The organism is Streptosporangium sp. H13245, assembly GCF_055690525.1.
In genome coordinates, this window is the sequence record NZ_JBSZKT010000004.1 from 271644 (window position 1) to 295324 (window position 23681).

The 23681-nt window shown below is 70.1% G+C and carries 19 protein-coding genes; 12 read left to right on the top strand and 7 right to left on the bottom strand.

All coding sequences use genetic code 11. The features are described from left to right. Positions 1–86: 86 nt before the first annotated feature. Together ACW9TB_RS11055 and ACW9TB_RS11060 are read left to right on the top strand one after the other, a co-directional pair. A complete protein-coding gene (locus ACW9TB_RS11055; RefSeq protein ID WP_472747874.1) occupies positions 87–590 on the top strand; it encodes a SigE family RNA polymerase sigma factor in 504 nt (167 codons plus the stop codon). Further along, positions 587–1807, top strand: a complete 1221-nt coding sequence (locus ACW9TB_RS11060; protein ID WP_472747875.1) for a TolB family protein — start codon at positions 587–589, stop codon at positions 1805–1807. Before ACW9TB_RS11055 ends, ACW9TB_RS11060 begins: the two co-directional genes overlap by 4 nt. Before the next feature lie 132 nt (positions 1808–1939). On the opposite strand, the gene ACW9TB_RS11065 is transcribed toward ACW9TB_RS11060, so the two are convergent. Next, positions 1940–2674: a GntR family transcriptional regulator gene (locus tag ACW9TB_RS11065; RefSeq protein WP_472747876.1), complete on the bottom strand. Its 735-nt coding sequence runs from the start codon at positions 2672–2674 to the stop codon at positions 1940–1942. 284 nt (positions 2675–2958) lie between these two features. Between ACW9TB_RS11065 and ACW9TB_RS11070 the strand changes: the two genes are divergently transcribed. The 5 genes from ACW9TB_RS11070 to ACW9TB_RS11090 all read left to right on the top strand — a co-directional run bounded on the left by ACW9TB_RS11070 (position 2959) and on the right by ACW9TB_RS11090 (position 9161). Further along, positions 2959–4098 carry an extracellular solute-binding protein gene (locus ACW9TB_RS11070; protein WP_472747877.1) on the top strand — a complete coding sequence of 380 codons (1140 nt, stop codon included), beginning with the start codon at positions 2959–2961 and terminating at the stop codon, positions 4096–4098. 446 nt (positions 4099–4544) lie between these two features. After that, complete coding sequence (locus ACW9TB_RS11075) at positions 4545–5468, top strand: carbohydrate ABC transporter permease (RefSeq protein WP_472747878.1); 924 nt, start codon at positions 4545–4547, stop codon at positions 5466–5468. Continuing rightward, the gene (locus tag ACW9TB_RS11080; protein WP_472747879.1) at positions 5465–6313 is read left to right on the top strand and encodes a carbohydrate ABC transporter permease; all 849 of its coding nucleotides are present in this window, start codon (positions 5465–5467) and stop codon (positions 6311–6313) included. The genes ACW9TB_RS11075 and ACW9TB_RS11080 overlap by 4 nt, the downstream gene beginning before the upstream one ends. A 93-nt stretch (positions 6314–6406) precedes the next feature. Continuing rightward, positions 6407–7702: a beta-N-acetylhexosaminidase gene (locus tag ACW9TB_RS11085; protein WP_472747880.1), complete on the top strand. Its 1296-nt coding sequence runs from the start codon at positions 6407–6409 to the stop codon at positions 7700–7702. Between the two features lie 52 nt (positions 7703–7754). After that, the gene (locus tag ACW9TB_RS11090; protein WP_472747881.1) at positions 7755–9161 is read left to right on the top strand and encodes a cellulose binding domain-containing protein; all 1407 of its coding nucleotides are present in this window, start codon (positions 7755–7757) and stop codon (positions 9159–9161) included. Here the strand turns inward: ACW9TB_RS11090 and ACW9TB_RS11095 are convergent. Next, the gene (locus ACW9TB_RS11095; protein WP_472747882.1) at positions 9158–10504 is read right to left on the bottom strand and encodes an MFS transporter; all 1347 of its coding nucleotides are present in this window, start codon (positions 10502–10504) and stop codon (positions 9158–9160) included. The genes ACW9TB_RS11090 and ACW9TB_RS11095 overlap by 4 nt on opposite strands. A 169-nt stretch (positions 10505–10673) precedes the next feature. Continuing rightward, positions 10674–11975: an MFS transporter gene (locus tag ACW9TB_RS11100; protein WP_472747883.1), complete on the bottom strand. Its 1302-nt coding sequence runs from the start codon at positions 11973–11975 to the stop codon at positions 10674–10676. A 327-nt stretch (positions 11976–12302) separates the two neighbouring features. Here ACW9TB_RS11100 and ACW9TB_RS11105 point away from each other — a divergent pair, with 327 nt between their 5' ends. Continuing rightward, complete coding sequence (locus ACW9TB_RS11105) at positions 12303–15632, top strand: AfsR/SARP family transcriptional regulator (protein ID WP_472747884.1); 3330 nt, start codon at positions 12303–12305, stop codon at positions 15630–15632. A gap of 105 nt (positions 15633–15737) precedes the next feature. Here ACW9TB_RS11105 and ACW9TB_RS11110 read toward each other — a convergent pair whose 3' ends face one another. Continuing rightward, positions 15738–16361 carry a TetR/AcrR family transcriptional regulator gene (locus ACW9TB_RS11110; RefSeq protein ID WP_472747885.1) on the bottom strand — a complete coding sequence of 208 codons (624 nt, stop codon included), beginning with the start codon at positions 16359–16361 and terminating at the stop codon, positions 15738–15740. A 104-nt stretch (positions 16362–16465) separates the two neighbouring features. Between ACW9TB_RS11110 and ACW9TB_RS11115 the strand changes: the two genes are divergently transcribed. Continuing rightward, the gene (locus tag ACW9TB_RS11115; RefSeq protein WP_472747886.1) at positions 16466–17665 is read left to right on the top strand and encodes a cytochrome P450; all 1200 of its coding nucleotides are present in this window, start codon (positions 16466–16468) and stop codon (positions 17663–17665) included. An 8-nt stretch (positions 17666–17673) separates the two neighbouring features. Then, positions 17674–17886, top strand: coding sequence for a ferredoxin (locus ACW9TB_RS11120; RefSeq protein WP_472747887.1), 213 nt, complete (start codon positions 17674–17676; stop codon positions 17884–17886). 658 nt (positions 17887–18544) lie between these two features. Here ACW9TB_RS11120 and ACW9TB_RS11125 read toward each other — a convergent pair. Then, positions 18545–19579 (bottom strand): DUF4331 family protein, encoded by a 1035-nt coding sequence (locus tag ACW9TB_RS11125; protein ID WP_472747888.1) that lies wholly within the window; start codon positions 19577–19579, stop codon positions 18545–18547. A 401-nt stretch (positions 19580–19980) separates the two neighbouring features. On the opposite strand from ACW9TB_RS11125, the gene ACW9TB_RS11130 reads away from it, so the two are divergent. Beyond that, positions 19981–20880, top strand: a complete 900-nt coding sequence (locus ACW9TB_RS11130; protein ID WP_472747889.1) for a TIGR03619 family F420-dependent LLM class oxidoreductase — start codon at positions 19981–19983, stop codon at positions 20878–20880. A gap of 449 nt (positions 20881–21329) precedes the next feature. Here the strand turns inward: ACW9TB_RS11130 and ACW9TB_RS11135 are convergent, their stop codons facing one another. Together ACW9TB_RS11135 and ACW9TB_RS11140 are read right to left on the bottom strand one after the other, a co-directional pair. Further along, complete coding sequence (locus ACW9TB_RS11135) at positions 21330–22220, bottom strand: phosphotransferase family protein (RefSeq protein WP_472747890.1); 891 nt, start codon at positions 22218–22220, stop codon at positions 21330–21332. A gap of 36 nt (positions 22221–22256) precedes the next feature. Further along, positions 22257–22724 (bottom strand): glycine-rich domain-containing protein, encoded by a 468-nt coding sequence (locus ACW9TB_RS11140; protein WP_472747891.1) that lies wholly within the window; start codon positions 22722–22724, stop codon positions 22257–22259. Positions 22725–22827: 103 nt separating this feature from the next. Between ACW9TB_RS11140 and ACW9TB_RS11145 the strand changes: the two genes are divergently transcribed. After that, on the top strand, positions 22828–23583 hold the full coding sequence (locus tag ACW9TB_RS11145; protein ID WP_472747892.1) for a GntR family transcriptional regulator: 756 nt from the start codon (positions 22828–22830) through the stop codon (positions 23581–23583). Positions 23584–23681 lie beyond the last annotated feature (98 nt).

Here is a 23681-nt window from a genome sequence, read left to right on the forward strand (position 1 = left end):
GCCCGCCGACATCCAGCGCGGACCGGTGGTGCAACATTTTCGGGCTCTTCGGCGTCTAGGCGATGACGATGGAGAAGGGACGGCATGTGGACGACGAATCCGGTTTCGACGACTTCGTGGCCGAACGGAGTGAGGCGCTGCTCCGCTACGCCTACGTCCTGACCGGTAACCCGCACGACGCCGCCGATCTCACGCAGGAGGCGCTGACCCGGATACGCGACGCCTGGCCGAGGGTGCGGCGCAAGGCCGACGCGCACGGCTACGCCCGGACGACGATGGCGCGGCTGCACGTCAGCATCTGGCGGCGGCGCAGGCACGAGCATCTCACCGGGGAGCCGCCCGAGCGGACCTGGGAGGCGGTCTTCCCCTCCGAGGAGGACCAGGGGCTCTGGTGGGAACTGGCCGCGCTGCCCCGCAGACAGCGCGCCGTGCTGGTGCTCCGCTACTACGAGCAGCTGACCGACGCCGAGATCGCCGAGGTGCTCCGCATCTCGCAGGGGACCGTGCGCAGCCAGGCCTCCCGCGGCCTGGGCAAGTTGCGGTCCTCCCTCTCCACCTCCTCACCTGCCGCCCACGGGAGCACGCGATGACCGACATCGAAGACAAGTTGAGCCGCGTCCTGGCCGGAGCCGCGGAACAGGTGCCCGAGCAGGCGCGGGTCAGGCTGTCGGCGACGGTCAGGGCACGCCGCCGCCCCCGGCGGGCACCCGCCGCGTTGCTCGCGGCGGCGGCCGTGCTCGTGGTGGCCGGTGGGGCGGGTGCGGCGGTGCGGACCCTGGGCGCGTCGGCCGTGCCGCAGCCCGCGGTGAACGCCACGGGCGCGCAGGGACCGATGCCACAGTCGGCCTCGCTACCGGAGGAGAAGCTGCCGCCGCCCATCGAGCGGGTGTGGCCGCAGGCCCTGCACAAGATCCCCGCCAAGCTGCCCGACGGCCGCGCCTACTACCCACAGTCGCTGCTCGACGACCGGACGCTGCTCGTCATGACGGGAGCGGGCGACGGGGCGAAGCAGTTCCTGTGGAGCTACGACCTGGAGAACGGCAGGTCCCGACGGGTCACCGAGATCCCGACCAGGAATTCGACGCTCTACGCCGAAGACGTCACCGCGGGCGGCGGGGCCATCGTCTGGTGGGCGTCGTACAGGGAATCGGGCGAGCGGCGGGTCGCCCGGATCTGGACGGTGCCCGCCGTCGGCGGCACCCCTCGGAAGGTGGCCGACGTCCCGCTGGAGAACGTCATGAAGAAGGGCCACATCAGGGCACTGGAGGTGGTGGGCCAGGACGTGGTCTTCTCCCGCGAGAGCGGCGGGGTGTATCGCGTGCCGCTGCGCGGCGGCGAGCCCCGGGCGGTTCCGGGCACCGAGGGACAGCACCTTTTGCGGTGGCCCTGGGTGGGCCGCCACCTCAAGCAGGCCGCCTTCGTCGAGCTGTTCAACGTCAGGACGAGGGAGCGGCGTGACGCCGTGATCAGGCCCGGCGAGAACTTCGTCAGGTGTGGCGTCGCCCGGTGCTACGGCCACGGCCCGGCCAACGGGCCCGGCCCACGCGTCTTCGTCCGCGAGCGCGACGGTTCCCGGGAGCGGGTACTGCCTCCCGAGGTCCAGCTGAACGACGATCCCGGCCTGGATCGGTTCTACAAGAGGATTTTCAGGGAAGGTGTCGCCCTCTACGACGTGGTCACCGGCACGTCCGCCGATCTGGGCTTGCGTAAGGGCGATGGAGTTATCCCCGACGGCGGCGGCGACCGGCTGATGACCTATCAGGTCGGGGAGAAGATGTACGTCGTGGACCTGGCCGCGATCAAGTGAGGGAAGGGCCGGGCTCCCCCGGCCGGCCTCGCGACCGAAGCGGCCCCGAGGTGACACCGGGGCCGCCGGGTGCGGCCCGGGGCGAGCCGATGTCAGCCGGGGCGGCGGGCCCGGCCGGGGAACACGCGGGGGTCAGCCGGAGTCGGCGTTGAAGGACAGTTCGGAGGTCACCCGGTAGCGGTCGCCCCGGTAGATCGAGCGGGTGAACTCGACGATCCGGCCGCCGACGTCGCGGGTGGTGCGCTCGAAGAGCAGGGCCGGGGCGTGCTGGGGGACGTGGAGGAGCTCGGCCTCGGTCTCGTCGGTCACGGTGGGCTCTATCGTCTGCACGGCGCTGCGGACGTCGACATTGAAACGTTCCCGCAGGAGCCGGTAGAACGAGCCAGACTCCATGTCGGCCGGGACGAGGCCGCCGACCAGGGCGTACGGCAGGTGGATGCGCTCGATCGCCATGGGCTCGTCGTCGACGACGCGCAGCCGCACGACCCGCAGGACGGGGTCGGCGGGAGAGAGCTGGAGCCGGGTGGCGAGCCGGGCGCCCGCGGGGGTGGAGCCGAACTCCAGGATCCGGCTGAGCCAGTTGCCCTCGGCGGGCGGCGCGTAGAACGAGTTGCCCGTGGTCGAGGCGAGCGCCTGGGTGACCCGGTGCGGCCCGGTGAACGTGCCGCGCCCGTGCTCGCGGACGAGCAGCCCCGACATGACCAGATCGTCGATCGCCGCGCGCACCGTGGGCCGGGAGACCCCGAGCTCCTTGCAGAGATCCCGCTCGGAGGGGATCGCCTCGCCCGGCTTCATGTCGGCGATGAAGTCGAGCAGGACGTCGCGCACCCGGTCGCGCTTGAGCCCGGACCTCAGGTTTAGAGTCACCACCACACCTTACCAAGATCTTACCTATTTGTTACCTGTCATCCCGGAAAAAACAGGTCTTGACGTCGGAAGTGGTAAGAGCCACCCTATGCGAAGCAAGCCAATTACTTACCAATATCTGACCTCTGGGAGTACCGATGGGGTACCGCCTCCGCGCCACCGCGGCAGTGTTGACACTCGCCGCAGGCCTCACCGCATGCGGCTCCTCCGAGCCGTCCCCCTCCGCGGACTCGCCCGGTTCCGCCGGTACCGGGCAGGGCCCCACGAACCTGACCGTGTGGGTCATGCGCGACAGCTTCTCCGACGCCCTGCTCGACCGCTTCCGCACCGGCTACCAGGCGGCCCACCCCGGCGTCGCCCTCGACATCCAGATCCAGGAGTGGGACGGCATCGGCCAGAAGGTCACCAGCGCCCTGGCCAGCAACGACGCCCCGGACGTCATCGAGGTCGGAAACACCCAGGTCGCCGAGTACGCCGCCAGCGGCGGGGTGAAGGACCTCACCGACAAGGTCACCGACCTGGGGGGCGGCGACTGGCTGCCCGGCCTGGCGGAACCGGGCAAGATCGACGGACGCCAGTACGGCATCCCGTGGTACGCCGCGAACCGGGTGGTCATCTACAACAAGGACCTGTTCGCCAAGGCCTCGATCACCTCCCCGCCCAAGACCAGGGACGAGTGGCTGGAGGTCACGGCCAAGCTCAACAAGGGCGGTGACCAGGGCATCTATCTGCCCGGCCAGAACTGGTACACCCTCGCGGGGTTCATCTGGGACGAGGGCGGCGACCTCGCGGTCAACGAGGGCGGCACCTGGAAGGGCGGCCTCGGCACCCCCCAGGCGCTGGCCGGGGTCGAGTTCTACCGGAAGCTCCAGGCGCTGGGCAAGGGTCCCAAGGACTCCGACGAGGCGAAGCCGCCACAGGCCGACGTCTTCGCGAAGGGCGACGTCGCCCAGCTCATCTCCGCCCCGGGCGGCGCGGTGGCGATCGAGAAGGCCAACCCGGACCTCAAGGGCAAGCTCGGTTTCTTCCCGATCCCCGGCAAGACCGCCGACAGGCCGGGCGCGGTCTTCACCGGCGGCTCCGACCTGGTCATCCCGGAGGCCTCGAAGAACCCCGAGGCGGCGTACGAGGTGGTCAAGGCTCTGGCGGGTGAGAAGTTCCAGACCGAGATGGCCAAGGAGATGAGCTACGTGCCCAACCGTGTCTCCCTGGCGAGCGTGCTGGACGGCAACGAGGCGACGGCCGCGATGGCCGCGGGCGCCGCCAACGGGCACGCCACCCCCAACTCCCCCAACTGGGCGGCGGTCGAGGCCAAGAACCTGATCAAGGAGTATCTGACCAAGGTGCTCACCGGGGGCACCCCCGCCACCGAGGCCGCCACGGTGGACCAGGGCATCGCCGAGATCCTCAACACCAAGTCCTGACACCCGCCGGGTACGCGGCCCCGTCAGGCGCCGGTCGTCGGCTCGGCACACCGGTGCACGCGAACCACGCAGAGACCCCACCCACGAGAAGCCCGGCCCCGGTACCACCCACCGCACCGGCCCGCGAAACCCACACCGGACTCCACACCGGTCCACGAGACCCACACCGGACCCCACACCGGCTCGCGAGACCCACACCGACCGGCGGGATCCACACCGGTCCACGAGATCCACGCCGGACCCCAACCACCGCACCGGCCCGCGAGAAGCCGTACCGGATTCCCCCGTACCGCTCGCCCGCTCCGAGGAGTGCCATGCCCGCTGCCCCACAGGCCCCGACAGGGCGCCCGACACGGCGGCGCGCCCGCGACCGGGACGCCTCCGCCCCCGACCGGCCAGACCAAACAGGCCAAACAGGCCAAACGAGCCAGCCAGACCGGCCCGGAGTGGACGCGGTGCGATCCGGGGCGCGGCCGTCCCGGCTCACCGGCCTCTGGCCCTACCTGCTGATCGTGCCCACCCTGGCGGGCACCGCCTACCTGCTGCTCTACCCGCTGATCCGCAGCGTCGTCATCTCCTTCCAGCACTTCAGGACCGGCGAGCTGATCCGCGGCGGGGCGGAGTTCGTCGGCCTGGACAACTACGCGGAGGTGCTCGGCGGGGCGGAGTTCTGGGCCGTGGTGCGCAGGACCCTGGTCTGGACGGCCGTCAACGTCGTCCTGATCATGGTCATCTCCACCGCGGTGGCCCTGATGGTCGCCCGGCTGGGCCGGGGGATGCGCCTGGCCGTGATGGGCGGCCTGGTGCTCACCTGGGCCACCCCCGTGCTCGCCGCCACCACGATCTTCCAGTGGCTGTTCCAGTCGCGGCTGGGGGTGGTCAACTGGCTGCTGGTCACGCTGGGGTTCGAGTCCTTCAGGGACTACACCTGGTTCGCCGACGGCACGTCCACCTTCGCCATCCTGGTCGCCCTGGTCGTCTGGCAGTCCGTGCCGTTCGCCGCCCTCACCCTCTACGCGGGCCTGACCACCATCCCCTCCGAGCTGTACGAGGCCGCGCGGATCGACGGCGCGAGCGGGCGGCAGGTCTTCGCCTCCGTCACCTTCCCCATCCTGCGACCGCTCTTCGGCCTCATCACCTCGCTGGAGGTGATCTGGGTGTTCAAGTGCTTCGCCCAGATCTGGGCGATCAGCAAGGGCGGCCCGGGAGAGGCCACCACCACGCTGCCCGTCTACGCGTTCCAGGTCGCGCAGTCGCTCCACAAGTACGACCTCGGCTCGGCGATCTCCACCCTCACCGTGCTGATCCTGATCGCCCTGCTGATCACCCACCTCCGGCGGATGCTCAAGCACGAAGGGGAGGAACTGTGACGACCGTCCCGACGCCGGGCCGCCTGCTGCGTCGCGCGCCGCTGAACCTGGCCGCCCTGGCCGTACTGGCCGTCTCGGTCTTCCCCGTCTACTGGATGGTGCTGACCGCGTTCAAGCCCACCAGGGACATCCAGTCGCAGACCCCGACCTTCTGGCCCGCCAACCCCACCCTGGAGCACTTCGCGACCGCGGTGAACGCGGACGGTTTCTGGACGTTCTGGCGTAACAGCCTCACCGTCACCGCGAGCGCGGTACTGCTCGCCCTGGTGGTCGCGCTGCTCGCCGCGTTCGCGGTGGCCCGGATGCGCTGGCGCGGGCGCAAGGCGTTCGTCCTGATGGTCTTCATCGCCCAGATGGCCCCCTGGGAGGCGCTGCTGGTGTCGATGTTCATCATCGCCCGCGACACCGGCATGCTCGACAGGCTGTCGATGCTCACCCTGATCTACTTCATGACCACGCTGCCGTTCACCATCGTGACCCTGCGCGGGTTCCTCGCCGCGATCCCTCCCGAGCTGGAGGAGGCCGCGCTGATGGACGGGTGCGACCGGGCCTCGGCCTTCCGCCGGGTGGTCCTGCCGCTGCTCGCCCCCGGCCTCATGTCCACCTGCCTGTTCGGCTTCATCACCGCGTGGAACGAGTTCGCCTTCGCCAACGCACTGATCATCAAGAACCAGGACGACCGGACCCTGCCGGTCTGGCTCTCCTCCTTCAGCAACGTCTTCGGCACCGACTGGGGAGCCACCATGGCCGCCTCGACCCTCTTCATGCTGCCGGTACTGCTGATCTTCCTCGTCCTGCAGCGCAGGGTCACCTCGGGAATGATCGCCGGCGCCGTCAAGGGCTGAGCACCCCTCACCGCCACGCCTTCTTGCCGTCATGCCCGCACACCGTCCGTCCACAGGCGTGCCCTTCCGGGGCGCCGCGAAGGGAAGACCAACGTGATCATTCCGAGGCCACGGGAAGTGGCCGTCGACGGGGGCTCCGTCGCGTTCCGGCGGGACCTCCTGCGGCTGATGCCCGACGACCCGTCCCTCGACGAGGAGGGCTACCGCCTCGACGTCTCCCCCTCCGGCGTCGAGCTCACCGCGGGCGGCCCGGCCGGCCGCTTCTACGGCTCGCGGACCCTCTCCCAGCTGGGGCCGCTGATCCCGTACGGGACGATCGAGGACCGGCCGAGGTTCGCCTGGCGCGGGGTGATGCTGGACGTCGCCCGGCACTTCATGCCCAAGGCGTTCATTCTGCGCCTCGTCGACCTGCTCGCCGAGCACAAGCTCAACGTGCTGCACCTGCACCTGACCGACGACCAGGGGTGGCGCCTGGAGATCGAGCGCTACCCCCTGCTCACCGAGGTCGGCGCGCGGCGCGGCGGTTTCTACACGCGGGAGGACGTACGGGAGATCGTCGCGTACGCGGCGGAGCGCTTCGTCACCGTGGTGCCCGAGATCGAGATGCCCGGCCACGCCCAGGCCGCCATCGCCGCCTACCCGCACCTGGGCAACGACCCGTCCCGCGAGGTGGAGGTCTGGTCGGAGTGGGGGATCAGCGAGCACGTCCTCAACCTTGAGGAGTCCACCGTCCGCTTCTGCCAGGACGTGCTCGACGAGGTCTGCGAACTCTTCCCGAGCCCGTACGTGCACGTCGGAGGGGACGAGTGCCCCACCGCCGAGTGGGAGCGCAGCCCCCGGGCGCGGCGGAGGCTGGCGGAGCTGGGGCTGGCGGGGCCCCGGGACGCGTGCGCCTGGTTCATCGGCCGGATGGCCGCGCACCTGGAGAAGCACTCGCGCAAGCTGGTCTGCTGGGACGAGCCGGACCGCGAGCCCACCCCCGGCACGACCGTCATGGTCTGGCGCGACGAGCAGGCCGAGCGTGGCGGCAACGACATCATCCTGGCGCCGCACACCCGGACCTACTTCGACTACCGCCCCTCGGCCGCGCCCTTCGACGACCAGCCGGATGACACCGACCGGCCGACCGTCCAGGAGCGCGTCCTCACCCTGGCCGACACCTACGCATTCGCCCCCGACCCGGCCGCGCGGGGCGTGCAGTGCCAGCTGTGGACCGAGTACATGCCCACGCCCGAACGCGTCGAGTTCATGGCCCTGCCCAGGATGTGCGCCTTCGCCGAGGTCGCGTGGGGTTCGCCCGGCGACTACCCCGACTTCCTCCGGCGGCTCGGGCCGCACCTCGCCCGGCTCAGCGCCCAGGGCGTCCGCGGCGGCCCGCTCATCCCCTGAGCCATCTCTCAAGCCCTGTTCATCCCGGGAAGCATCCAGGAAAGGAAAGAAAGTGCGCAGAAAGCTGTTACTCGGCGGGCTCGTGTCCGCCATGCTGCTCACGCTGGTGGGCGTCGCGGCCAACCCGGCCAGCGCCCAGCAGTCCGTCAGGCTCCAGTACAAGACGAGCGCCGCCGGGGCGACCGCCGACCAGGTCGAGCCGTGGTTCAACCTGGTCAACAGCGGCACCTCGGCCGTGCCACTGAGCGGCGTGAAGATCCGCTACTACTTCAAGGCGGACGCCGGATCGCCGCAGTACCGTTTCGCGTGCTCGTGGGCGGTGGTCTCCTGCTCCACGGTCACCGGGACCTTCGGGACGCTCTCCCCCGGTACGGCCACCGCCGACCGCTACCTGGAGGTGGGCTTCACCTCGGGGAACCTCGCGGTCGGGGCGCAGACCGGTGACCTGCAGCTGCGTTTCTACCGCGCCGACTGGCAGCGGCTGACCCAGAGCGACGACTACTCCTTCGGCCCGGCCCGCACGACGTACGGCGACTGGACCAAGGTGACCGTCTACCAGAACGGCGCCCTGGTCTGGGGCACCTCGCCTTCGGGCGGCGGCGGTGACCCGACCCCGACGCCCACCCCGACGATCACGAACCCTCCCGGGGGCAGCGGGGTGGTGTTCGACGACTTCGCGTACAGCGACGCCGACGACCCGAACATCTCCGCGCACAACTGGACCGTGCGCACCAACAGCGGCGGCCCCGGCGTGCCCGGCGCGAGCTGGCCCAAGCAGAACGTGACCTTCCCCACGGTCACTGGTACGAACAAGGCGCTGCAGCTCAAGGCCGTGACCGACGGCACCGCCTCGGGCACCCAGCAGTCGGAGGTGCTGCACCAGCGCAAGTTCCTTGAGGGCACCTACGCGGCCCGGGTGAAGTTCTCCGACACCCCGGTCAGCGGCCCCGACGGGGACCACATCGTGCAGACCTTCTTCACGATCACTCCCCTGGCCGCCGACATGGACCCCAACTACAGCGAGCAGGACTTCGAGTATCTGCCCAACGGCGGCTGGGGCGAGCCCGCCAACATCATGTACGCCACGTCGTGGGAGACGTACCGCAACGAGCCCTGGCAGGCGGTGAACGTGCACACCGAGGTCAGGCAGAGCTACGCGGGCTGGCACGACCTGGTCCTGCAGGTCTCCGGCGGCCAGATCAGGTACTACATCGACGGCGCCCTCTTCGCCGAGCACGGCGGCGACTACTACCCGGAGACGGTGCAGTCGGTGAACTTCAACCTCTGGTTCATCAGCGGCGGCCTGGTCGGCAGCTCGACCTCGCGTAACTACGTCCAGCAGATCGACTGGTTCTACCACTCCAAGAACGAGGTGGTGGCCCCCGCCACCGTGCTGAGCCGCGTCAACAACTACCGCTCCGCCTCGACCACCTGGGTCGACACCGTTCCCAACCCCTAACCGCCCTTCCGGATGTGAGTACGGCCCGCGGTCTCCCCAGACGCGGGCCGTACGTCTTCCCCTTCCCCGGCGCCCGGTGCCTCTTCGGTAACCGACGCCTCCTCGATGACCGGCGCCCCTTCGATGACCGGCGCCCGGAGGGTGCGGACCTGGGGGGAGAGCAGCGCCGCGAGCGTGGCGGCCACGACGAGACCGGAGCAGCCGAGCAGGGCGGTGCCGGGACCGATCGCGGCGGCGACGGGACCGGCGGCGAGGATGCCGAGGGGTGCCAGGGCGAGGGACCCGAACCAGTCGTAGGAGCTGACGCGGGAGAGCGCGTCGGAAGGCACCTCGCGCTGCATGGTGGTGGTCCACAGCACACCGAACACGTCCCCGGCCACCCCGGCGGCGAACATCGCGGCGACGATCGTCCACAGCGGCGCCCCGGCCCCGAGGAGCAGCATCGGCAGCGCCGTGGGAAAGGTGGCCAGGACCGCGACCAGCATGGGACGCCGGGGCCGCAGGCGCGCGGCGAGGCCCGCGCCCGCGACGGTCCCCAGCGCCTGGGCCGCGACGATCAGCGCCCAGGAGCTCGCCCCGTCCAGGTTCCGCTCCGCGATCAGGGGACCGAGCACGCCGACGTTGGCCCCGACGGCGGCGACGACGAAGGCGTACTGCACCACCACGACCCACAGCCACTGCCGTGAGACGAACTCCCGCCAGCCGTGCCGCAGGTCGGACCAGCCCGATCCCACGGACACCCTGAGGCGGCGGGGCAGGCGCATGGCGCGGATCAGCGCGGCGCTGACGAGGAACGAGACGGCGTTGAACGCCAGGGCCCACCCGGCGCCGACCAGGGCGACGACGACACCGGACAGGGCGAGCCCCAGCACCATGGCGCCGTTCCTCGCGACCCCGAGCAGGGCGTTGGCCTCCTGCAACCGCTCCCGGGCGACGACCTCGGGCACCACCCCGGTCATCGCCGGTACGAACAGGGCGGTGGCCACCCCCGCCAGGGTCGCCAGCAGCGCCACGGCGGGGATCGGCGCGTCGCCCGTCAGGAGCATCACCGCCAGCCCGCCGTACGCGGCGGTGCCCAGAACGTCGGCGACCACCATCAGTCCCGACCGGGAGAACCGGTCGGCCAGTACGCCGCCGACGAGGACGAGCAGCAGCTGCGGCACGGCCTGGCACGCCAGTACCAGGGAGAGCTGCGCGGGCGTACTCCCGGGGATCGCGAGCACCCCGAACGCCAGGGCCACCCGGGCGAACCCGTCACCCAGCACGGAGATCGTCCGAGCCGAGCCGAGCAGGACGAAACGCCTCTCTCTCAGCAGGGCCCGGGTGGGAGAGGACATCGCCATGTCACGTCAGCGTAGACGCGAAAGCATCACCGGCGACATACCGGAAGAACCGGCTGGTCCGGGATATGGGTCGGCGCGCTCGTACTCCCGTCTCCCGCGAGGACCACACCGCGAACGCGCGCGCCCGGCAACGGGCGCACGCGGAACACGGCGAGCAGATCGCCCACCGTCATCGCGACGGAGCGGCCGAGGCCTCCCGGTTGAGTTCCGCGACTCGTGCGATCTCCTCGGCGATGACATCGCCGCGCGGCCAGGTCCTGACCGCGACCCCCATCAGGACTAGGCCGCAGAGTGCCCACCCCCCGACCAGGACCGGTACGGAGAGCGTCTCGGCCAGCGCGCCCGCGGTGAGTACGGCGGTCGCGAGCGTGACCTGGATGCCCCCCTGCATGATCCCGAAAGCGCGGGCCCGGAAGTCGCCGGGGAGCACGCTGACGAACAGGCCGTTCAGCGGCACGATGACCGTGTTGGCGACACCGGCACCGACCATCAGAAGGAACACCACGACGAACGGCGGCCGGAGCAGAGCGGGCACGAGAAGGAGCGGGGTCGCCAGCAGGAGTGGTTTGACCAGTCTCAGCCGTCGCTCAGGTCCCGTCACCCGCATCAGGACGGCACCGATGACGGTACCGACCGGCAGTGCCGCCATCAGCAGGCCCGCGGTCCGTGAGTCCCCGCCCAGCTCGGCCGACCAGGCGGTGGCCAGTCCCTCCGGGACGATCACGATCGCGACCAGGCTGAACACCACGAGGGCGATCGGGCGCATGACCCGGTTCCCGAAGACGAGCCTCAGGCCGTCGCCGGTCTCCTGCAGCAGGGATCGACGGCGCGTCCCGGTCGTGGCCGCCGGACGAGGTCGCACCCCGCGCCACAGCAGCAGCGCCGAGACCCCGAAGGTCGCCGCGTTGACCAGAAGCGCACCGCGCGGGTCGACAGCGGCGATCACCCCTCCCGCCGCGTAACCCGCGACCTGCGCGGCCTGGCCCGCCGTGTTCTGCAGCGAGACACCCAGCACGTAGCGGTCCCCGGTCAGCAACTGCGCCACCAGGGCCGAACGAGCCGCCTCGAACGGCGGGGTGAGCACGGAGGAGACCATGAGCAGGAGGAGCAGGACGGGCAACGGCACCCCGGGCAGAGCGACCAGCGTGACGAGAGCCGCCCGGCCCAGATCACAAATGATCATGACACGCCGGTACGGAAACCGCTCCGCGAGGGCGGCGAGGACAGGCCCTCCCACCACCCAGGGCAGATAGCCGACGGCGAACCCCGCGGCGGACAGCAGCGCGGAGCCGGTGTCGTTGAAGATCAGAACCGCTACCGCGACCTTGGCGAAGTAGTCGCCGATCCAGGACAGCGACGTCGCCGCGAACAGGAAGCGGTACTCCGCGACGGCGAAGACCTCCCGGAAGGTGGCGGGCCGGTCGGCCGCGACGACCTTCCCCACGGGACCTTCGCCCTCCTGCTCGTCCACAGGCGTTCCGTTCCCCCACATCTCACCGCGACGTCTCGTCACGGCGTCACACGCGACGTCTCAACACGGCGTCACAGCATGACGTCTCACCACGGCGTCGCACCGCGACGTTTTACTACTGCGCCTCACTGCGACACGGCCCGATGTGGTCCGGCTGGACAGCCGGACCACGCTCCCGTACGGACACGACTAGGTCCAGCTCGGCTCACGACGCATCCCGATCACCCCCATCCGAATATCCGGTGCTTACCGACGTAGCCTCGCCCGCCCGGCATGACGTTTCCTTGCCATCGCCTGGCCGTCCGGGGCGCCGGTAGCCTCTCGGGTGTGGAGTTCAGGCTTCTGGGAGCGGTGGAGATTCACTCCGCCCGTGGCGAGGTGTTCCGGCTGCGACGCCGCCAGGAACGCCTCGCCCTGGCGATGCTGCTGCTTGAGCCGCGACGGGTGCTCACCACCGAGCGCCTCATCAGACTCCTGTGGGACGACGCTCCACCGGCGACGGCCAGGTCGACGCTGCAGACCCTGATGTCCCGCGTCCGGACCGCGCTGCGATCGGCGGCCGAGAGCGACAGCGACGAGAACGACAGCGGTGAGGACGACAGTGAGCCGGTGCGGCTGCTGGCCTCCGGCGGGGGTTACCGCCTGCAGGTCCGGCCGGATTCGGTGGACCTGCACCGGTTCGGCATGCTGGCCGAGGAGGCGCGGGGCATCGAGGAGCCGAACCTGCGCTCGGCCCGGCTGGCGGAGGCGCTGGCGCTGTGGCGCGGGCCCGCGCTCGCCGACGCCGCGACCGACGCCATGCGGGAACGACTGTGCGGCGGCCTGGAGGAGGCACGGTTCGCGGCGATCTCGGACCGGATCGACGCCGAACTCGCCGCCGGACGGCACGGGGAGCTCCTCGGCGAGCTGTCCGGGCTGATCGACGAACACCCGCTGCGGGAGCGGCTGCACGGCCAGTTGATGATCGCCCTGTACCGGTGTGGCCGCCGTGCCGAAGCCCTCGAAACCTATCGCCGCGCCCGCCGCCTGCTCGTCGCCGAACTCGGCCTGGAGCCTGGCCCGCACCTGCGCGACCTGGAAGCGTCGATCATCGCCGACACCGCGGGGACCGGCACCACGCGGACCGGCACGGACATCGACCGGCGGGCAGCGCGTACAGCAGGTACGACGGAGCCCGTGGTGCCCGCGCAGCTCCCACCGGACTCCGCCGATTTCGTCGGCCGTACCGCGTACCTGCGTGAGCTCGACGCGCTGTTGCACCCGGAGGTGCCCGCCACCGCCACGGTGCTCGCCGTGATCACCGGGACCGCCGGGGTGGGGAAGACGAGCCTCGCGGTGCACTGGGCTCACCGGGTCAGCGGGCGGTTCCCTGACGGGCAGCTCTTCGTGAACATGCGCGGCTTCCACACCGGGCCTCGGATGTCGCCCGTCGGGGCGCTGACCCTGTTGCTGGGCGCCCTGGGGGTGACCGCCGAGCGCATCCCGATCAGCGTGGACGCGCAGACCGCCCTGTACCGGTCGATGCTGGCGGGCCGCCGGATGCTGGTCGTCCTGGACAACGTCGCCGACGCGGATCAGATGCGTCCGCTGCTGCCGGGTGACCCCGGATGCCTGCTGCTGGTGACCAGCCGGGACCGGCTGAGCGGCCTGGTGGCGCTGGACGGCGCCCATCGGCTCAAACTCGACGTCCTGCCCGCCGAGGACGCCGTCGACGTGCTGGCCCACGTGGCCGGAGCGGACCGGATCGGCGCCGACCGGGGCGCCGCGGCCGAGCTGGCGAGCCTCTGCGGTCACCTGCCGCTGGCTCTCCGCATCGCCGGGGCGCGCCTGGCGGACCGCCCCCACCTGGGCGTACGGCAGCAGGTCGAGGAGCTGGCCGCGTACGGCCCGATGAGCCAGCTGCGGGTCGACGGCGACGGCACCGCGACGGTTCGCGGCGCGTTCGACCTGTCGTACCGGGCCCTTCCGGCCGAGGCCAGGCGGGTGTTCCGGCTGCTGGGGCTGGTGTCGGCCCCCGCCGGGCTGGCCACCGCCGCCGTGGCGGCGCTCACCGGTCTGCCCGTGGAGGACGTGACACCGCTGATCGACGTGCTGACCCGGTTTCACCTGGCCGAGGTCGCCGCCGACGGACGGCTGGTCTGCCACGACCTGCTGCTGGAGTACGCCAGGCAACTGGCCGCCGAACACGACCCGCCCGAGGAGCGCGAACGCGCGGTCGACCACCTGCTCCACTTCTACCTGCACACCGCCCACCGGGCCACCGCCCTCAACGGGCAGTTCCGCCTGAGGCTGCCTCCCGACCCTCTTCCGGCGGGCGTGTCACCCCTGCGGTTCCCCGAAGTGATCCACGCTCGGCAGTGGATCACCGTCGAGTGGGCGAACCTGATCGCGGCGCTCGACCACGCCGCCGCGTCCGGCAGGCATCGGACGGTGTGGCAACTGGTCCACACGCTTCGCGACTTCCTGCAGGTGCACGCCTCGCTGGCCCAGTGGCTGTCCATCGCGCGGACCGGGCTCAGCTCCGCGCGACAGGCTGGCGACGTGCTCGGCGAGGCGGCGATGCGGCACAACCTGGGGTTCCTGCACTGGCGCAACGCCGAGTTTCAGACGGCGATCGACGAATGCGAGGCGGCGGCGGTCCTCGCCCGGCGCGCGGGGTGGCGGCGGGGAGAGTCGGTGGCCCGGAGCAACACCGCCATCGCGCTCGACCAACTGGGCCAGACCCAGCCCGCGATCCGCCTTTACGCGCAGGCGCTGGCCATCGAACGGGAGATCGGTGACGAAGGCGGCGAGGCCGACATGCTCGCCAACCTGCTGTCCGCGTACCTGCTGATCGGCGACCTGGGCCGGGCGGCCGAGGTCGGCGAACTCGCGCTGCCGCTGCTGCGCCAGTCCGGCCAGCGTCAGTGCGAGGCCATCGCCATGATCAACATGGCCGCGCTCCACCGGGAACAGGGCCGCCTCGGTGACGCGCTCCACGCGCTCGACCGGTCTCTGGCCATCTGCAGGACCATCGGTGCCCAGCGCGAGGAGGCGGCCGCCCTGAACGGCCTCGGCCTGGTGCACCGCGACGCCGGTCGATACCAGGACGCCGCCGAGGCCTTCACCACCAGCCTCGACATAGTCCAGCGGCTGTCCGACGGCCGCCACGAGATCTTCGCCCACGCGGGGCTCGCCGACGTCCGGATAAGGCAGGCTCTCCTGGCCGACGCCGCCGAACAGCTCGATCTCGCGCTGGACATCATCCGCCGTACCGGACACCGGCGCGGCGAGGTCGAGACGCTGCTCACGCTCTCCCGCCTCGACGCCTCCCGGCACGACTACGAGGGCGCCAACAAGCACGCCACCCAGGCGTTGGAGCTCGCCCGCGCGTCCGGCTACGCGCTCCTGGCCGCGCAGGCCCACAGCAGTCTCGCCACCGGCCTCCTCGGCCTCGGGGACATGTCCGGATGCCTGGAGCACTGCCACCGCGCGCTGGGCGCACAGCGACGCGCCGGCCAGCGGCTGGCGCAGGCCCGCACCCTGCTCATCAGCGGCCACGCCCACCGGCGTCAGGGAAGAGCCCAGCTGGCCGGGGTCCGCTGGCGACAGGCCCACGCGCTCTTCGAGCAGATCGGCGCCCCCGAACGCGACCAGACCGCCGTGCTGTCGACGTAACCCGCCCTGAGCGGGTTCCAGCCGACTCAGGAGGAGGGCGGCACGGAGGGCCGACAGGGTGAACTCCCTGAGCGCGTTCCAGCCGACTCAGGGAGTTCAGCCAGCTCAGGGGGAGGGCGGGGCGGCGGCGCGGAGGGCCGACAGGGTGAACTCGATGGCCTGGCGACCGGCCGCCATCATCTCCTGCGGTGAGGCGCCGTCGCTCATGCTGACGAAGGCCGCGAGCTTGGCCCCGCCGACCACCGCGCCGACGGTCGCCGCCGCCTCGGCGAGGCTCAGCTCGTCCGGGCAGGCCCGGTGCAGGGCCTCGGCGAGCTCGCGCTGGCTCTCGAAGAGGAGCAGCAGGCCGCGCGCCCGCAGCGAGGGGACGGTCATGACGAGGTAGTTGGCCGGGCCTATCTCGCTCTGGAGCTGCTCGTCGAGGGCGAGCGTGGAGAGGCCGGAGGCGACGGCGCGGGTCAGGAGGTCGATCGCCCGGTCTCCCGGGCGGGGCTCCGCGATCACCCGCAGCACACGCTCGACGCCGTCGCGCGAGTTGTGGAAGATCACGTCCTCCTTGCTCGCGAAGTAGCTGAAGAAGGTGCGCGTCGAGACGTCGGCGGCCGTGGCGATCTCCGAGACGGTGGTCTGCTCGTAGCCCTTCTCCATGAAGAGCTCCATCGCGGCGGCGATGAGCGCGTGCCGGGTGCGCAGTTTCTTGCGTTCACGCAGTCCCAGGACCTCACTCATGCGGGCAGCCTAATGCATCGAACCATACTTTGCACGTATTGTAATTTTGCATTTGATGTAGTTTTCTGAAGGGGACGAGACGCGTCGCCGCAGAGGAGCGTGAGATGACACAGTCACACCCGGAAGCGATCACCTTCCCCTTCGGGCACCCCACCCCCTTCGACCCGCCCGAGCGCCTGGCCTCGCTGCGCGAGGAGCGGCCCATCACCCCGATGGTCTACCCGGACGGCACGATGGGCTGGCTGGTGACCGGCTACTCCGCCGTACGGTCGATCCTGGCCGACCCCCGGTTCAGCTCCCGGCGCGAGCTGCTGAACGTCCCGGTGCCCTTCGCGCTGATGCAGGAGATGCGTACCCCGGCCGACCCTGGCCTGTTCATCCGGATGGACCCGCCCGACCACACCCGCTACCGGAAGCCGCTCATCGCGCAGTTCACGGTACGGCGGATGAAGCAGCTGGAGCCCAGGATCCAGGAGATCGTCGAGGAGCGGCTCGCCGCGATGGAGAAGGCCGGGCCTCCCCAGGACCTGGTGCGGGAGTTCGCGCTGCCCATCCCCTCGCTGGTGATCTGCGAGCTGCTCGGCGTCCCGTACACCGACCGCGAGGAGTTCCAGCGGTCCACCGCGGTGCTGCTGAACCTGGAGTCCCCCATCGAGGACATCCGCGCGACGATGGTCAGCTTCAGGGCGTTCTTCGCCAGGCTCATCACGGCCAAGCGGGCCGACCCGGCCGACGACCTGCTCAGCGGGCTGATCACGAGCGACGACCTGACCGACGAGGAGCTGAGCAACATCGGGTTCCTGCTGCTCGCCGCCGGGCACGAGACGACGGCGAACATGCTCGGCCTCGGCACGTTCGCCCTGCTCCAGCACCCCGACCAGCTCGCCGCGCTGCGCGCCGACCCCTCGCTGATCGACAACACGGTCGAGGAACTGCTGCGCTACCTCGGGATCATCCACGTCGGCCCGCTCCGCGCGGCCCTGGAGGACGTCGAGGTGGACGGGCAGCTCATCAGGGCCGGAGACCCGGTGACCCTCTCGATACCGGCCGCCAACCGCGACCCCGCGCGCTTCTCCGACCCCGACCGCCTGGACATCACCGACCCCGCGACCGGCCACCTGGCGTTCGGGCACGGGCTGCACCAGTGCCTCGGCCAGCAGCTCGCCCGGGTGGAGATGCGCACCGCGTTCCCGATGCTGTTCGACCGCTTCCCCGGCCTGCGTCTCGCCGTATCGGCGGAGGAGGTCCCCATGCGGGACACGATGTCCATCTACGGTGTACGGGAGCTGCCGGTCAGATGGTAGGAGGAACCATGAAAGTCACCACGGACGTGTCGCGGTGCATCGGAGCGGGCATGTGCGTGCTCACCGCGCCCGAGGTCTTCGACCAGAGCGAGGAGGAGGGCACCGTCGTGCTCCTCGACGAGACGCCCCCGCCCGAACTGCACGCCGCCGCCCGCCGGGCCCAGCAGCTGTGCCCCTCGGGCACCATCTCGGTGAGCGATCCGGACGGTTCCCCGACCTAGGAGGCCGCGAGTTGGCACGCACCGGCAAGGAGCGGGCACTCACGAGCAATAAATTCGCCTCATCATGGGCTTCAATCGAGTTTGGCAGTGAAGCCCATTGAAGGTGAGGGTAGAACGTGAAGCCGCGAATTTCTTTTCCGGTCAGGGCCGGCGTCGCATTGGCCACGCTATCGGCGTCGCTCTTCGTCGCGGTCCCCAGCTCATCGGCATCCAGCAGTTGCCAGCCGCCCAGCGTAGGCCTCTTCATGCAATACGGCAACGGCGCGAACCAAAACTACATATGCACAGGTTACTATTTCATCAATAAGACCGTGCGCAGATTCGACACGGGTAGCTGGTCCGGCTACTACACCATGGGTGGAGTCAAGCGCCCCTTCTGCAATGACACGACCCATACCTTCGTCCCGTCATATCCCATAATAGAAAGCATCGAACTGTCGCCTACGCGAGTCTGCTGAACCGCCGGAAAGCACAGCCCGAGATTTCACACACCCGGCCGGTGTCCGGTCACGGATACCGGCCGGGCGTGCGATCCGAGCGCGATTGGCCCACGACGGCTCACATCGGCGCAGCCGACGCCATCGGAACTGCGCTTTCTTCGCGGAGAGCCGTGGTCGCGTTGACCGTGAACGCCTCGCCCGAGGTTCCGGCTACGCGGTCAGGCGGCCGACGGGACGTAGGGGAAGGTCCGGGTCGGCCTCGCGGCGACGGAGTCAGCGGTCAGGCCGATCGTGAACGCGGTGTTGGTCGCGAAGGAGAACATCACGTCCGGCGCGTTGTCGGTGAGCGAGCGACCGTTCCACCCGGCGAAGCCGTAGACCGCCGAGGTGCCGACGATGTACGGCAGCACGTTGGGGAAGAGCCTTTCCGCGACCAGCCTGCCGTACGCGTGCGGGTCCTCGGCGGTGCCGTAGGCGCCGACGACCCCGGCGACCATGTCGGCGACGATCTTGTCGAAGTGCCGGGGGTCGTCGGCGGGCCGGGGAAGGTTGAGCTGGTCACCGAGGTCCCCGTCGTGCTGGGTGAAGAGCGGGTGGACCATGGGATGACCGAAGCGGTTGACGGCACGCCACCCGCCGTCGTCGGTGGCCAGGGTGGTGAGGGCCCACACGTTGACGCGCCGGTCGTCGCCCACGGCGGGAAGCAGCTCGCCGTCGGGGACTTCCAGCACGACGGCGTACACCCTGTTCTCGGCGAACAGGTTCTTCGCGCCCGCCGGGTCCCACGCGGACAGGTCGGCCCTGGTGCCGTCCGCGAAGGCCCTCCCGATCGCGGCGAGGACGTCGGGCTCGATCCAGAAGGGATCGCTCGTCTCGCCGACCCACAGCCGCAGGCCGCCGTCGGCGTCGATCCGCCGCCCGGTGGTCCCCCGCGCGACCACGGTGCCGGACGCGTCGACGTCGCGCGCCTCCGCACCGGCGAGGCGGCGCAGCTCCAGGTCCTGGTTCCCCGCCGCGTCGCGTTCGCCGAAGGTGAGGCGGTAGGTGAGGTCCTCGACGTGGTCGCCGTCTCCGTCGATCTTGAACTCGTACCGCGCCTCGGGGTGGAAGCCCTTGGGAGCACTCTCTCCGGCCGCGGAGGGGCAGACGTCCATCACGAACACGGTGCCCGTCTCGCCCCGGAAGACGTACAGGTCGGTGATGTCCAGGCGGACGTCCTGCCGGGCACCCGGTGAGTCAAGGTGATGGGACATGTCGCTCTCCCCGCTCTCTCGATGGCCTCGCGTCGCGGCCCGCCCGCTCGTTCACGCGCTCGCGGCGGGTCGCCGGTCCTGACGGGAAGAGCCCGCTCAGCACAAACAGGACTTTTCCCCCGACGTCAGGTCAATGCCCACCAATTGCCGCCAACGGCCTATGCCTTGCTAAATATCGCCCCCCGGTTCGGTCAACTTCGCGCCCGTGGAAAACCACGGTGACGTACGAGGCAGGCCGCACCGTAATCTCGGCCTCCCACCCACGAAAAGCGCGATCTCGGCCATCCCACCCACGGAAAGCGTGACCTCGGCATCTCCCCCACGGAAAGATCGGCAAGATTCTCACGATCGCTCCGACCACTCATCGAAGGGCGCACCCCAACGACCATCGGAGAACGAGGATGAACCTTCCACGCATCGGCGTGAGCCTGCCGCACTTCGGGCCGTACGCCGGTCCCGACGCCGTCGTCACCGTGGCGCGGGCGACCGAGCGGCTCGGCTTCCACGCCGTGTCCGTGAGCGAACGGCTGCTCATGCCCGTCGCGCCGGACTGGACCAACGACGCCGGACTGCCCGAGTCCCATGTCTGGGATTCGCTGGAGATGCTGACCTGGGCCGCCGCCCACACGGAGCGGATCCGGGTGAGCACCGGGATCGTGAACTCGATCTTCCAGCCGCCCATCGTCCTCGCCCGCAGGCTGGCCACGCTCGACCGGCTCTCCCGTGGCCGCCTCGACGCCGGGATCGGCCAGGGCGGCGGCACGATGGAACCGCCGTACTACATCCCCGAGGAGTTCGTCGCGGCGGGAGTGCCCGCCTCCCGCAGGGGTGCCGGGTTCGCCGAGCACGTGGCCGCGATGCGGGCCTGCTGGGGCCCCGACCCCGTCGAGCATCGCGGCCGGTTCTACCACATCCCGGCGTCCATGGTCGGGCCGAAGCCGTTCGGGGAGACCATCCCGCTGTTCGTCGGCGCGCTGACCCGGCACACCATCAAACGGGCCGCGCGTATCGGGGACGGCTTCATCACCGTGGCCCTGGACTGGGACGAGACCCTGACCAGGATCCGGTGGTACCGGGACGCGGGCGGCACCGGCACGGTCGTGGTGAACACGATCCAGGCCTACCCCGGCACCCCGATCACGCCCGCCACGTTCACGGACGCCGTGCTGAACGACCTCGACCGCGCCACGAAGGCCGGTGCCGACGAGATGCACCTCACCCTCAACCTCAAACCCGTCGCCCCGGACGACCAGGTCGAACTCCTGGAAGCACTCGCCACCAAACTCGACCTGCCTTCCTGACGCCCTGTTCCACTCATCCGTACTCACCAAAGGACCGGTCCCAGCGGTGTTCACCAGAGGACTAATTCCGACTGTGTTCACCGGAGGACTGGTCCCGACGGTGTTCACCGAAGAACCGATCTCGGCTGTGTTCACTGAAGAACCGGTCCCGGCGGGAGCGGTGCCCTCACCATCCCTGACGAGGGCACCGCCGTGGCGGCCGGGGTCACCTGGTCGCAGTATCGACTCGACAAGGCTTATCGGATGCTCCAAGCCGACGAGTGCCTGGCCGGTCTGTTCGGAGTCCCGGCCGGAACGAGGAGTTCAACATGTCGGGTCAGGAGATGTCGATTGCGGGATCGATGTCCTCATCGTCCCTGCTGGGGGCCTGACGTTTCTCCGGGCCATAACAGTCGGCCACGCGCCACCCATGACGCTCACCCGCCTTGCGAGATTCACGCGGGGTCAGGTCAGCCGGTTCGGTACTCCACCCACGCCCGGCCAGCCGCCGCAGCCTGCGCACGCGACACCCGGATACCGGCAGGGCCGTTGCGGGCGACGAACTCGCGAAACAGCGACCACACCGCGGCAAGACCGGTGACCGCCTCGGCTGGGGCACCCTTCCACGCGGGCACCTGCTCGGCCAGCCGCTCGGCCTCCTCGGGTGTATGACCGGCCAGGATCAGCCTCGGCACGAACAAGACGACTTCCACCCACGCGGCACCTTGGCAGGCGAGCCCCCAGTCGATAACCCGTACCCCGCCCGGGGAAGTGAGCAGGTTGCCCTCGTGGAGGTCGGCGTGCAGCAGCGTGGACCCGACGAGCGCGTCCAGATCGAGGAGGGTACGGGCGTGAAGGTAGGCGTCCGCCGCCAGCAGGTCGGAAGGTAGGGCGGCGAGTAGCGCGTCAGCGCGGCGGGTCAGGAACCGGACGTTCTCGGTAACGGGCGGCAGACCCTCGCACGGGTTCGGGGTGAGGACCTCGCCGAGCACCCTCACCAGGTCGAGCACACCGTCGAGGTTGGGCGAGCCCGGCCCGAGCCCCACCTCGCGCGCTGTGTCGACGTGCTCGACCAGGAGAACGATCCATCCTGCTGTGTGCCCACTCCACAGCATGCGCGGAGCGGGCACATCTTCGGGCAGGACAGCGCCGACGAGACGCTCACGCTGGTAGAGCGGCACAGACGGTGACCCTTCGGGCAGGGCTTTGACGAACACCCTCCCAGCTGCGGTGTCCAGACGTACGGCGGCACCGGCGGTGAGACCGCCCGGCAGCGAGGTCGCGCGCAGGACGGGCCCACATTCGGCTTTGATCGCTGCGTGCACCTCGGCGGGAAGGTCATCCCATCGATACCCGGTCATGCTTCGCACGCTACGCCGCCCCTACCGGCTGGGTGGTTATTTCGTCGGACTGTTGGTGCAGCCCTGATGGCACTGGCTGCACTTGCCGGTGCCACTGCCCTCGCAGTCAGCGGCGTGCCCCCACAGGTCGGCGACAACCGGCAGGCCAAGCCCGCGGATGACGGCGACGGTGTCGGCCGCCGTACAGCCGCCCTCGGCCGGGTTGTCGTCGGTAGGGCTGTGGTGGATGAACCGGCCTGCGGTCTCCTGGCAGAAATCGGCGTACTCCCGCGTGTAGAGGATGAAGGTGTGCCAGCCGATGTCGACGATCTCGGACGGCGCAAGCCGGGCGGTCGGGCGGGCTGCGCAGGCGGCCAGGAAGGCGAGTGCCTGCTCCATGATGACGTCGGCCTGGTGGGCCTGCTCGGGGTGGTCGATGGCGATTCGCGCGGTGAGCCTGCTGAACAGGGCGGGGGTGATGAGGGAGCGGGGGGTGACGGCGGGACGGTCGATGATGACGGTCATCCGGGGTCCTTTGTTCGTTGGATAGGTGAGCACCTATCTGGATGCCTTGACTGTGAGTTACCGCATCCTCACAGTCAATAGGTGGTCACCTATCATTTGGAGTATGGCGTTATGGACACAGGTCACTGACCGGATTCGGGCAGACATCAACACCGGCCGATATCCGGCCGGGACCCTCATGCCGCGAGAAGTCGATCTCGCCCAGACCTACCAAACATCCAAGGCCACGATCCACAAAGCGCTCGCCCACCTCGAAACCGAGGGGCTGGTCGTCCAAACCCAGGGCCATGGCACGCTGGTCCGCCCCCACCCCGCCCGCCAGCGCATCACCCTCGACACGAACGTCCACCGCGACGACCTCGGCTACTACTTCAGCGCCGCCGTTCAAAACCTACGCGCCGTGCGACCACCGACCGTCACCGAAGGCCCTTGCCCGCCGGACGTCGCCCCGCTGCTCGGCCTGGCACCGGCCGCGACGGTCGTGATCCGCGACCGCGTCATGGGCGACCCCGCCACCGGGCGCGTGATCCAGCTCGCCACCTCGTACCTGCCCGCCGACCTCGCCGCCGGTACGGTCCTCGCCGAGGCCGACACCGGGCCCGGCGGCATCTACGACCGCATGGAGAACGACCTCGGATGGGGACTCCTGGAATGGTCGGGCGCGATCTCCAGCCGGGCGGCCACCCCTGAGGAGACCAGCCTCCTGCGCCTGGCGCCTGGCGTGCCGGTGCTGTGCGTGACCCGCACCACCACAGCCACGGCGGGCGTCGCGGCGGGCCAGGTCGTCGAGGTCAACGCCACCCGGCGGGACGCGTCCCACTTCGAGGTCGGATACCCCATCGCACGTCACACCTCGTAGAGCCCCCACGAAGACCAGTAGGCCACGTACCCGGCTCCGGTTTCGAGGGATCACAACACGGTGGCACCACCGAGGCCCGGTCTCATTTCTCGCTCGTT

Coding starts and splice junctions, on each gene's coding strand:
- ACW9TB_RS11125 (WP_472747888.1), bottom strand. CDS start 19,579: ATGTCCCATCACCTTGACTCACCGGGTGCCCGGCAGGACGTCCGCCTG.
- ACW9TB_RS11110 (WP_472747885.1), bottom strand. CDS start 16,361: ATGAGTGAGGTCCTGGGACTGCGTGAACGCAAGAAACTGCGCACCCGG.
- ACW9TB_RS11145 (WP_472747892.1), top strand. CDS start 22,828: ATGGCGTTATGGACACAGGTCACTGACCGGATTCGGGCAGACATCAAC.
- ACW9TB_RS11120 (WP_472747887.1), top strand. CDS start 17,674: ATGAAAGTCACCACGGACGTGTCGCGGTGCATCGGAGCGGGCATGTGC.
- ACW9TB_RS11135 (WP_472747890.1), bottom strand. CDS start 22,220: ATGACCGGGTATCGATGGGATGACCTTCCCGCCGAGGTGCACGCAGCG.
- ACW9TB_RS11060 (WP_472747875.1), top strand. CDS start 587: ATGACCGACATCGAAGACAAGTTGAGCCGCGTCCTGGCCGGAGCCGCG.
- ACW9TB_RS11140 (WP_472747891.1), bottom strand. CDS start 22,724: ATGACCGTCATCATCGACCGTCCCGCCGTCACCCCCCGCTCCCTCATC.
- ACW9TB_RS11130 (WP_472747889.1), top strand. CDS start 19,981: ATGAACCTTCCACGCATCGGCGTGAGCCTGCCGCACTTCGGGCCGTAC.
- ACW9TB_RS11070 (WP_472747877.1), top strand. CDS start 2,959: ATGCGCGACAGCTTCTCCGACGCCCTGCTCGACCGCTTCCGCACCGGC.
- ACW9TB_RS11095 (WP_472747882.1), bottom strand. CDS start 10,504: ATGGCGATGTCCTCTCCCACCCGGGCCCTGCTGAGAGAGAGGCGTTTC.
- ACW9TB_RS11115 (WP_472747886.1), top strand. CDS start 16,466: ATGACACAGTCACACCCGGAAGCGATCACCTTCCCCTTCGGGCACCCC.